Source organism: Alcaligenes sp. PF14 (assembly GCF_037150615.1).
Lineage (GTDB): Bacteria > Pseudomonadota > Gammaproteobacteria > Burkholderiales > Burkholderiaceae_B > Alcaligenes > Alcaligenes phenolicus.
In genome coordinates this window covers 852,875-864,054 of record NZ_JBAGRS010000001.1, presented here as the reverse complement: position 1 = coordinate 864,054, position 11,180 = coordinate 852,875, and the positions used below count along the sequence as shown (strand labels likewise).

Annotated in this window: 8 protein-coding genes; 2 read left to right on the top strand and 6 right to left on the bottom strand. The window is 57.1% G+C overall.

Translation table 11 applies throughout. The features are described from left to right. Positions 1-127: 127 nt before the first annotated feature. Positions 128-2,245: an elongation factor G gene (gene fusA / locus WFM49_RS03980; protein WP_336971776.1), complete on the bottom strand. Its 2,118-nt coding sequence runs from the start codon at positions 2,243-2,245 to the stop codon at positions 128-130. Between the two features lie 204 nt (positions 2,246-2,449). Between fusA and WFM49_RS03975 the strand changes: the two genes are divergently transcribed. Beyond that, a complete protein-coding gene (locus WFM49_RS03975) occupies positions 2,450-2,803 on the top strand; it encodes an ArsR/SmtB family transcription factor (RefSeq protein ID WP_009457063.1) in 354 nt (117 codons plus the stop codon). A 133-nt stretch (positions 2,804-2,936) separates the two neighbouring features. On the opposite strand, the gene WFM49_RS03970 is transcribed toward WFM49_RS03975, so the two are convergent. After that, the gene (locus tag WFM49_RS03970; protein WP_336971773.1) at positions 2,937-4,322 is read right to left on the bottom strand and encodes a dihydrolipoyl dehydrogenase; all 1,386 of its coding nucleotides are present in this window, start codon (positions 4,320-4,322) and stop codon (positions 2,937-2,939) included. 128 nt (positions 4,323-4,450) lie between these two features. On the opposite strand from WFM49_RS03970, the gene WFM49_RS03965 reads away from it, so the two are divergent. After that, positions 4,451-4,912 (top strand): MerR family transcriptional regulator, encoded by a 462-nt coding sequence (locus tag WFM49_RS03965; protein ID WP_336971771.1) that lies wholly within the window; start codon positions 4,451-4,453, stop codon positions 4,910-4,912. 196 nt (positions 4,913-5,108) lie between these two features. Here the strand turns inward: WFM49_RS03965 and WFM49_RS03960 are convergent, their stop codons facing one another. Genes WFM49_RS03960 through WFM49_RS03945 form a run of 4 tightly spaced genes read right to left on the bottom strand, consistent with a single transcriptional unit; the run spans position 5,109 to position 11,179 of the window. Beyond that, positions 5,109-5,678, bottom strand: a complete 570-nt coding sequence (locus tag WFM49_RS03960) for a nitroreductase family protein (RefSeq protein ID WP_026483308.1) — start codon at positions 5,676-5,678, stop codon at positions 5,109-5,111. 50 nt (positions 5,679-5,728) lie between these two features. Beyond that, positions 5,729-6,466 carry a pyridoxine 5'-phosphate synthase gene (gene pdxJ / locus WFM49_RS03955; RefSeq protein ID WP_009457072.1) on the bottom strand — a complete coding sequence of 246 codons (738 nt, stop codon included), beginning with the start codon at positions 6,464-6,466 and terminating at the stop codon, positions 5,729-5,731. Between the two features lie 55 nt (positions 6,467-6,521). Beyond that, the gene (locus WFM49_RS03950) at positions 6,522-7,985 is read right to left on the bottom strand and encodes an efflux transporter outer membrane subunit (protein WP_254499175.1); all 1,464 of its coding nucleotides are present in this window, start codon (positions 7,983-7,985) and stop codon (positions 6,522-6,524) included. Then, complete coding sequence (locus WFM49_RS03945; RefSeq protein ID WP_021446545.1) at positions 7,985-11,179, bottom strand: efflux RND transporter permease subunit; 3,195 nt, start codon at positions 11,177-11,179, stop codon at positions 7,985-7,987. The genes WFM49_RS03950 and WFM49_RS03945 overlap by 1 nt, the downstream gene beginning before the upstream one ends. Position 11,180 lies beyond the last annotated feature (1 nt).

The following is an 11,180-nucleotide window of genomic DNA, read 5'->3' as shown; positions in this document are numbered from 1 at the left end:
CAACAACAACAACAACAACAACAACAACAACAACAACAACAACAACAACAACAACAACAACAGGCAAAGCATCGGGGCGGGTGTTCCCGTGCCTGGTTAGACACAGGAACACCCGCCCCCTTTAGTATCAGCCTGCGTGTCGTGTGCTCTGACGTTCAGCCACCAGATCCTGCACCATGGACTTGGGCACTTCCGCGTAGCGTTTGAACTCCATGCTGTATGTTGCACGGCCCTGGGACATGGAACGCAGCGTAGTGGCATAGCCAAACATCTCGGACAAAGGCACTTCCGCCTTGATCAGCTTGCCCGCCCCCACCATGTCATCCATACCCTGCACCATGCCACGACGGCTGGACAGGTCCCCCATCACATTACCGGCATAATCTTCAGGCGTTTCCACTTCCACCGCCATCATGGGCTCCAGGATCACGGGTGATGCCTGTTTGGCCGCTTCCTTGAAACCAAAGATCGCCGCCATCTTGAAGGCTTGCTCGGACGAGTCCACGTCGTGGTAAGAACCGAAGGTCAGTGTCACTTTCACATCCACCACGGGATAGCCCGCCAACACACCGCTGTTCAGGGCCTCCAGCACACCTTTTTCCACCGCCGGAATGTACTCACGCGGAACCACCCCGCCCTTGATGGCATCGACAAACTCAAAGCCCTTGCCCGCCTCTTGCGGCTCCAGGGTGAAGACCACATGGCCGTACTGTCCTTTACCACCGGACTGACGCACAAACTTGCCTTCGACATCGCGCACGGTCTTGCTGATGGTTTCGCGATAGGCCACTTGCGGTTTGCCCACATTCGCTTCCACGCCGAACTCGCGCTTCATGCGATCCACAATGATCTCCAGATGCAGCTCGCCCATACCGCCAATAATCGTCTGGCCCGACTCCTCGTCCGTGCTGACACGGAAGGACGGATCTTCAGAAGCCAGACGCGAGAGCGCAATCCCCATCTTTTCCTGATCAGACTTGGTCTTGGGCTCTACAGCCTGACGAATCACCGGCTCGGGAAACTCCATGCGCTCCAGGGTGAGGATGGCCGAAGGATCACACAAGGTTTCCCCTGTGCTGACCTCTTTCAGGCCAACACAGGCCGCAATATCACCCGCATGCAGTTCATCAACTTCATGCCTGTCATTGGCATGCATCTGCACAATCCGGCCAATACGCTCTTTCTTGCCACGGCCGGGAATATAGACGCTATCGCCCTTGGCCAGCACACCGGAATACACTCGCACAAAGGTTAACTGGCCGACATAAGGGTCCGTCATCAGCTTGAAGGCCAATGCCGAGAACTTCTCATTGTCGTCAGATTGGCGAGTGACGATTTCGCCAGCCTCGTCCACGCCTTGCACTGCAGGTACATCCACGGGAGAAGGGAGCAGCTCCACCACCGCATCCAGCATGCGTTGCACACCCTTGTTCTTGAAGGCCGAGCCACACAGCATGGGCTGAATCTCTCCGGCAATGGTGCGCAAGCGCAGGCCCAACGTAATCTGGGCCACGCTCAGCTCACCCGTTTCCAGGTACTGATTCATCAGCTCTTCATTGGCTTCTGCCGCCGCCTCCAGCATGCGCTCGCGCCACTGCCTGGCCATAGCGAGCAGATCATCAGGAATGTCCTCAAAACTGAACTTCATGCCCTGAGTAGCCTCGTCCCACACGATCGCTTTCATCAAGCGCAGGTCGATCACGCCCTTGAAGCCATCTTCAGCGCCCATAGGAATCACCACAGGCACGGGATTGGCCTTGAGGCGATCCACCATCATCTGACGTACACGGAAGAAATCCGCCCCCACGCGGTCCATCTTGTTGACGAAAGCCAGGCGCGGAACCTTGTACTTGTTGGCCTGACGCCAAACCGTTTCAGATTGTGGCTGTACTCCGCCGACAGCGTCATATACCATGACCGCGCCGTCCAGCACGCGCATGGAGCGTTCAACCTCGATGGTGAAATCCACGTGGCCGGGGGTGTCGATGATATTGATGCGGTGCTCGGGCAGCGAGCCATCCATGCCTCGCCAAAAGCAGGTGGTGGCCGCCGAGGTAATGGTGATGCCACGCTCCTGCTCCTGGCTCATCCAGTCCATAGTGGCCGCCCCGTCATGCACTTCCCCCAGCTTGTGACTGACGCCGGTGTAGAAAAGAATGCGCTCGGTCGTGGTGGTTTTGCCAGCGTCAATATGCGCCGAAATACCAATGTTCCGATAGCGAGTGATGGGTGTATGGCGAGCCATGATGATTGTCCCTGGAGTCGTCCTGCCTTGCAGTGCAAGGCACCTGGGCTCCTGTTGTTTCAGTGGTTGATAACAATCAGATAGTACGCCTACAATCGTACTATTAACAAGATTTTTTCCACGCGCCGTGCATCCACACCACAGCGCGAAAACGGTACGTGGACACAGGTACAATCACCGCGACGAATAATGACAGGACTCTACATGCTTCCCAATCATCCCGAGCGCGCACAGATTCGCTTGGAAAATGTACTGACTGCCCTGGGCAATCCCTTGCGTCTGGCCGTTGTGCGTGCTTTAGCCTCCGAAGGCGAACGCGCCTGTGGCTCGCTACTGCAAGGCCAAACCAAATCCACCATGACGCATCACTGGCGTGTCTTGCGCGATAGCGGCGTGATCTGGCAACGGCCTTCTGGACGAGAAAACCTGCTATCGCTGCGTAAGGACGATCTGGAGGAGCGCTTTCCCGGTCTGCTGCACTCCTTGCTGGGCGCATTGGAAAATGACCCGGTAACCGAGGCGACCACCGCGCAGCATCTGCAAAACGCCGCCAAATAATAAAAGCACCCTGAAAATCAAACTGCCCGCCAAAGGTCGGATCAATGTCCAACTTTTGGCGAGCAGTTCACATACAGGATCAGGACTCTCGGGGCCAGAGCCCGAAAACGGGATCAAACCCGTTCAGGCTGACTTATTTGCCTCGCAAAGCAGATTGCGCACCGCGCAAGGCCGTACGCAAGCCCTCTTCCAATACGGGATGGTAGAACGGCATGGCCAGCATCTGATCCAGCGTCAGTCCCATCTGCAAAGACCAGGCCAGCAAGTGAGCAATATGTTCTGCTTGAGGCCCCACCATCTCGGCCCCCAGAAACTTGCCCGCCTTGTCCGCATAAACGTGCAACAAGCCACGGTTGACCAGCATCACGCGAGCACGGCCCTGATTGCCGAAGTTCACGCTGCCTGTCACCGCACCCTCTGGCAAGGATTTAAAGGGCGTACCAACCACAGCCACCTGCGGATCACTAAACACCACAGCCATGCGTGCACGACGCGCCATAGGCTCATCCTGGCCATTGCTGACGGCTTGCAAGGCAGCCAGACGACCATCATCTGCTGCCTCGTGCAAGATGGGTGCACGTTGGTTCACATCGCCTGCCAGATAGATAGAGGTGCCTTTCAGTTGCAAGCTGTCCAGGTCAAAGACCACCCGCCCTTTGCTATCCCATTGCGCAGGCGTGTGTTCCAGCCCCAGATTATCCAACTGCGGTTTGCGGCCTGCCGCCCCCAGTACATAGTCGTAGTCCTCGACCAACTCCTTGCCATTCACCTGCAAGCGCACGCGCGCCTTGCCATTGACGACTTCACTACCTAATACAGCTACGTCGGCACGAATATTCAGTTCCTGGCTGAAAATCGCCCGTCCGGCTTCACGTACCTCAGGATCGGAAAGACCCGCCAGACTCTGGCTGCGGTTGATGATGGACACCTTCACGCCCAAGCGCGCCAGCGCCTGCCCCAACTCCAGACCGATTACACCCGTACCTACGACCAGCACGCTTTCCGGCAAATCCGTCCAGTCAAAAACATCCTCGTTATTGATCAGCAAAGCCCCCAGCGGCTCCAGCTCCTTGGGGCGCACGGGCGTGGAGCCAGTGGCGATAATCACGTGCCCTGCGGTGATACGGGTATGGTCATCCACTTCCAGCACATGCTCGGACACAAAGCGGGCATGACCACGCACTTTGTCTTCGGCATCAAAGCCTTCCACATCGTCCACCACAAATTGCACAAAGCGATCCCGCTCGCGACGCACGCGATCCATGACCTCTTTGCCTTCAATGCGGATATTGCCGTCTACGTGAACACCGAAAGGAGCGGTATGGCGGGCATGATGGGCAGCGTCCGCTGCTGCGATCAGCAACTTGGATGGCATGCAGCCAACACGTGCGCACATGGTGCCATAGGGGCCTGATTCAATCATCAGCGTTCGTTTACCGGCACGTTTGGCCGTACGATACGCTGTCATGCCTGCTGTCCCCGCTCCAATCACGGCAACATCACACTGAATTTCTTTCATAACCGCTCCTTGAGTCCATACTAAGGCTATCAGGGGCCTGATGACCTGCCCGACCACCCGTTCTACAATGTGCAGAATTGACTCTTTCAATCATAACGCAGTCCCCTTGCACTGCCCGAGGAAAGCCCATGCTGATTAGTGAAGCGGCCCGCGTAACCGGCCTGACACCCAAAATGATCCGGCACTATGAAGATCTGGGACTCTTGAATAGTGACCGTGCCCCCAATGGCTACCGCGTCTACCAGGATCAGGACCTGGATACCTTGCACTTTATTGTTCGTGCCAAGGACCTGGGTTTCAATCTGGCGGACATTCAGCAACTGACCAGCCTGTGGCGCGATCAGCAACGCCCCAGCAGCGAGGTCAAGCAACTGGCCCAGGCTCATATCAAGAATCTGAAAAGCCGCGCGGCCCTGCTGCTGGACATGGCCGCCAAGCTGCGTGTGCTGGCTGAACAATGCCAGGGGGACCAACATCCAGATTGTCCGATTCTGGATGGTTTGGAGGGGGCATGCTGTCATACAGATGCCTCGACCAAGGCTCAGTCGCATAAACCTGCCCATCAGAAAAGCAATACAGCCAAGCTTTAGTGCCTAAGAGCGGGTTTAGACAGGCAGGAACCAAAACAAAGAGTGGGAAACAGGACAGGAAGCCAACGCCTCCCACTGCTCCTCCAGCTTGCATCACTTACTGAGCAAGAGAAGACAAAAAAGCCTGAGTTCAATGACGAACTCAGGCTTTTTCTTCACAATCGCGAACTTGGCTCGCGCAGGCTACCCCGCAAATTTAAGCAGGCTGCCACTCCGTCACGAACTTTTGTGGCTCGGGACGCTGGGCAGGACCCAGATTGTGAATAGGCGTACCTACCGACACAAAGCCCAGGAACTGGTAATCCAGGGAATCGAAGCCCAGGGCTTCAGGAACTTCTTCACCATAGGTGCCCAGGCCGGTGCTCCAGAAAGCACCAAAGCCCAGTTGATGAGCCGCATGCAGCATATTGCTGACGGCTGCGCCCGTTGCCAGAACACGTTCCAGTTCAGGGATTTTCTCTTCGCCATGATCGATGTGGCTGGCCACGGCGATCAACATGGGCACTTTGGCCAGCCAGGCGCGTACGCTAGCGGCTTTCTGCTCGGTCAAGGGATTACCGGCGCGCTCATTGGCGGCAATGGCCAGTTCGCCCAGAGCCTGCACGTTTTCACCGCGGATCAGGCAAAAGCGCCAAGGCTGCAAACGACCATGGTCAGGAGCGACCATGGCAGCGCGCAAAATCAGGTCCAGCTCCTGCTCGTTCGGCCCGGGGCCTTGCACCAGCTTGATGGAGCGGCGGGACAATAGGGAATCAATGGTACTCATAGTGCTTCCAGAATCAGTTAAGAGTGCCCTGCCCAGATGGCAGGGCTCAGTCAGGCTTGAGCAGGAGCGCCCGCTTGCACCAGCAGGGCTTTCATGTCGCGCACGGCTTTTTCCCAACCGTCAAAGACAGCCTGGGCAACAATGGCGTGACCAATATTAAGCTCCGTCAGCCCCGGCAAGGCGGCAATCGCTTGTACGTTGCCGTAGTGCAGGCCATGACCCGCATTCACACGCAGACCTTGCGACACACCTTGAGCAATACCGGCACGGATACGCTCCAGTTCGCTGGCGGCCTGCTCGGGCGTTTGAGCATCCGCATAGGTGCCGGTGTGCAGTTCAATCACGGTGGCACCCACGTCGCTGGCGGCTCGGATTTGCGCCGGGTCGGCATCAATGAACAGCGAGACGCGAATACCGGCAGCCTGCAATTGCTGCACAGCCGCCTTGACCTGGTCCAGATGACCGACCACATCCAGACCACCTTCGGTCGTCAGTTCAGCACGGTGTTCGGGAACCAGGCAGACATCGTCCGGTTTGATACGGCAGGCAATGTCCAGCATTTCGGTGGTGATGGCGCATTCCAGATTCATCCGGGTACGCAGTACGGGGCGCAGGGCCTCGACGTCGGCATCCTGAATATGACGCCGGTCTTCACGCAGATGTAAGGTGATCAGGTCCGCTCCGGCTTCTTCTGCTCGCAAAGCGGCCTGAATTGGATCAGGGTATGTGGTCAGACGCTGCTGGCGCAGCGTCGCCACATGATCGATATTGACGCCCAGTTCTAACATTCCCCAAGGACCTCCGTAGTTTCAGGGATGAATGACCAGACGTATTATCGCCTGTTTACTCCGGTGCTGTCCCAGTGGCCTGGGTCTTTGTTTCAGGCTTGACGGTTTCAGCTGTCCAGCCGCCACCCAAAGCCTTGTACAACTCGACCCGATTCATCAGGGATGCCAGGCCAGTCTGAATATAGGCTTGACGCGTACCGTACAGGCTGACTTCCGCCGTTTGCACCTGCAGGAAGCTGTCTATACCCACTTCGTAACGCAGCTTGGCCAGACGCAAGCTTTCGCTGGCAGCCTGATCAACCTCTTGCAAGGCGTCGATCTGCTGACCGTAGGTGGCTTCGCCCGCCAGAGCATCAGCCACTTCGCGGAAGGCTTCCTGAATGGTTTTTTCATACTGGCTGATCGCAATGTCACGACGAGCCTCGGCCAGATCCAGATTGGCCCAGGTACTGCCCGAGAGCAGCGGCATGGTAATTTGCGGCTGGAATTGCCAGTAACGGTTACCCGAACTGAACAGACCACCCAGCTCGGGGCTCATGAAGCCCAGCAGACCGGTCAGGCTCAGACGCGGAAAGAAAGCAGCGCGTGCTGCCCCGATGCTGTAGTTGGAACCACGCAAGGCGTGCTCGGCGGCCAGAATGTCAGGACGACGCTCCAGCAATTCTGCCGACAACCCTACAGGCAAGCTAGGCATCAGCTGAGCACGGGTAAAGGGCAAGCCTGCTGGCAAGTCAGCCGGTATTTCACCGCCCAACAAGACCTGCAAGGCATTGAGTGCACGCTGACGATCACGCTCGACAGCCTGCATATCGGAACGCACGGTGTTGTATTGCACCTTGGCCTGGTTCAGGTCCAGCGCCGACACCGTACCGGCATCGTAAGAAGACTGCACCAGGCGCAATGTCTCTTGACGGCTGCGCAAGGTATTGCTCATCAAAGCATGCAGTTCTTCGGCAGTACGTACCTTGAAGTAGGCTTCGGCGGTGCCCGCCACCAGGGCGATATGGGCGGTACGTTGAGCCTGCTCGGTGGCAAAGTACTGTTCTTGAGCAGCACGAGCCAGATCACGCACTCGACCAAAGAAGTCCAGCTCGAAAGCAGTGATACCGACACCGGCCTGGAACGTACGGGTTACGGGGGCCGAATTTGGGCCACCAGGACGCAGCTCAGCCGGTGTGTGGGTGGCCTGCTCGGCCGCCTGCACACCAATGCTGGGCAACTGGTCACTGCGTGCCACGCCGTATTGCGCGCGAGCTTCCTCGATGCGCTGGGTGGCAATACGCAGATCGCGGTTATTCTCCAGAGCCTGCTCGATCAGGGCATGCAGACGCGGATCCGTAAAGAATTCACGCCAGCCCAGATCAGCAGCCTGTGCCGCATCCGCCTGGCCCTGCTGGGCCAGAGGGAATTGTGCGGGCACGGGAGAATCAGGACGCTCGTACTTCGGTGCCAAGGAGCAAGCCGACAAGGCAAACGCCACGGCCAGCACCAAGGGGCTACGTAAAAACATGCTAGACATCAGTGCTGTCCTCCTTGCGAACCGGCCGGCTGTGCAGCTTGTTTGGCCTGTTCTTCCTCGTGCAATTTAGCGGCTTCGCCAAACAGACGGGGTTTAGTTTTAAAGAGCTTGAGGATCACGACAAAGAAGGTCGGCACCATCAAGACAGCCAAGGGCGTTGCGGCCAACATACCACCCAGCACACCCAGACCCACGGCGTTCTGGCTGGCAGCTCCCGCACCAGTCGAGGTAGCCAGAGGCACCACACCCAGCACAAAGGCGAAAGAGGTCATCAAGATAGGACGGAAACGCAAGCGAGCGGCTTCCAGAGTGGCGTCGATCAAGGTAGCACCACGTGCGTAGGCATCCTTGGCAAACTCCACAATCAGAATCGCGTTCTTCGCTGACAGACCGATCACCGTCACGATACCCACCTGGAAGTACACGTCGTTAGGCATACCCAGACCGGAGACCAGCAAGACCGAACCCAGCATACCCAACGGTACGGCCAGCATCACGGACAGCGGAATCGCCCAGCTTTCGTACAAGGCAGCCAGCAGCATGAACACCACCAGAACCGCCAAGCCCATCAAGATAGCGGACTGGCCTGCGGCCTGACGCTCTTGATAAGACAGACCTGTCCAGTCCACACCAAAGCCGCTAGGCAACTGCTTCATCAGGTTTTCCATCTCGATCATGGCTTCACCCGAGGTATAGCCTGGAGCGGGGCCACCACCGATACGGACAGACTCGTAGCTGTTGTAGCGCACGATCTGTACCGGACCTTGTTCGGTCGTCTGGCTGACAAAAGCCGACAGCGGAACCATCTTGCCTTCGCTGTTGCGAGCGTTGAGCTTGAGCACATCGTCGATGGTCATGCGATATGGCGCATCAGCTTGTACCCAGACACTTTGCACACGTCCCTGGTTGGTGAATTTACCCACAAAAGACGAGCCCAGGGCGCCACTGATCAAGGCAGAAGCTTCGCTGAAGTTCACACCCAGGGCAGCCGCCTTGTCTCGGTCAATTTCCAGACGAATCTGTTTGCCAGGTCCCAAGCCCGTGATACGCACACTCTGTGGATCGAACACAGGGCTTGCCTTGGCCAGGGCCAGCAACTGATCCGCGGCTGCCATCAGGGCATCGTGACCCATGCCGCCGCGGTCTTCCAGACGCATATCAATACCCGAGGAGTTACCCAGAGCAGAAATAGCGGGTGGCACAATCGCGATCACCATGGAGTCGGGCAAACCGAACAGCAATTGGCCCATGGCCTTGCCGGAAATGGCTTGAGCCGAGTTTTCCTTGCCTTTACGTTCGTTGAAATCTTTCAAGGGCACAAAGGCAATCGCCGAGTTCAAACCACTACCGTTAAAGCTGAAGCCTTGCACGGCAATGATGTTTTCAACCTGAGGCTGCTCCTTGAAGTAGTCCTCTACCTTGGAGATGGTTTCAATCGTACGGTTGGCCGTCGAACCGGCAGGCAGTTCGATGTTGGCAATCACGTAGCCCTGATCTTCCTCGGGCAAGAACGCGGTTGGCATACGCATGTACAGGAAGCCCAGCACCAGCACCATGATCAGGTAGATGAACATCATCCGACCGCCACGACGCAAGGTCTTGCCAATAAAGCTTTCGTAACCATTGGTGGTACGCGTAAAGACACGGTTGAACCAACCAAAGAAGCCACGCTTGGTTTCGTGATGACCCTTGGGGATAGGTTTCAACAAAGTCGCGCACAAGGCAGGTGTAAAGGTCAGTGCCAAAAAGCCGGAGAAGGCAATCGACACGGCCATGGCCACCGAGAACTGACGGTAAATCACCCCCACCGAACCGGCCATGAATGCCAGGGGCAAGAACACGGCCGACAGCACCAGCGTAATACCCACAATAGCGCCACTAATTTGCGGCATGGCTTTCTTGGTCGCTTCCTTAGGCGAGAGCCCGTCTTCCACCATGATACGTTCGACGTTCTCCACCACCACGATCGCGTCGTCCACCAAAATACCAATGGCCAGCACCATCGCGAACATGGTCAGCACGTTCACGGACATGCCCAGCACCTGCATCACCGCGAACGCCCCCAAGATAGCCACCGGCACCACCAGTGCAGGGATCAGGGTGTAGCGCACGTTTTGCAGGAACACGTACATCACGATGAACACCAGCACCATGGCTTCCAGCAAGGTGTAAACCACCTGGGTGATGGACTTGTCCACGTAGGGCGAGGTGTCGTAAGGAATGTCGTAGCGGATGTTTTCCGGGAAGAACTCGGCCAACTTCTCCATTTCGACTTTGATTGCCGCGGCAGTATCCAGCGCGTTCGCTTCAGGCAACAGGGAGATAGCAAAAGCCGCTGTTGGCTTGCTGTTCAGACGGGCACCAAACTGGTAGTTGTCCGCCCCCACTTCCACACGAGCGACGTCTTTAATACGTACGGTCGAGCCATCAGGCTGCGAGCGCAGAATGATGTTTTCAAACTCTTCCACGGTTGCCAACTGACCGTTCACCGTAATGGGTGCGGCCACACGCTGACTGTCCTGATTGGGTGGGCCACCCAGAATACCGGCAGACACCAGCATGTTTTGCTGACGAATCGCGTTGGTCACGTCCGCTGGGCTCATCTGGTAACCGACCAGCTTGGCAGGGTCCAGCCACACACGCATGGCGCGACCGGATGCAAACAGCTGGAAGCGAGCCACACCAGGAACACGAGAAATCGTGTTCTTGATATTGCGTTCGATGTAGTCAGCCAGAGCTGTCTGATCCAGACTGCCATCCGTGGAGGACAAGGTCACCACTTGCAGAAAGCCGGTACTGGACTGCTCCACGTGCAGGCCCTGCTCCATCACCGCTGTCGGCAAGGACGCAGTAATGTTGCTGACCCGGTTCTGGACGTCTACCTGAGCCATGTCAGGATTGGTACCAGGACGGAACGTGGCGGTGATTTCGGTCGAGCCGTAGGAGTCACTGACGGACTCGTAGTACAGCAGGCCTTTGGCACCGTTCAGCTGATCTTCGATCACACTGGCTACCGTACTGGCAACGTCTTCCGCGGTTGCACCTGGGTAGGTCGCCCGGATGGTGACCGAAGGTGGTGCCACATCGGGATACTGCGCTACAGGCATATTGGGCAAAGCCAATAAGCCAAATAGCGTGATCGCCAAGGCAACGACCCATGCAAAAATGGGCCTTTCAATAAAAAACTGAGGCATG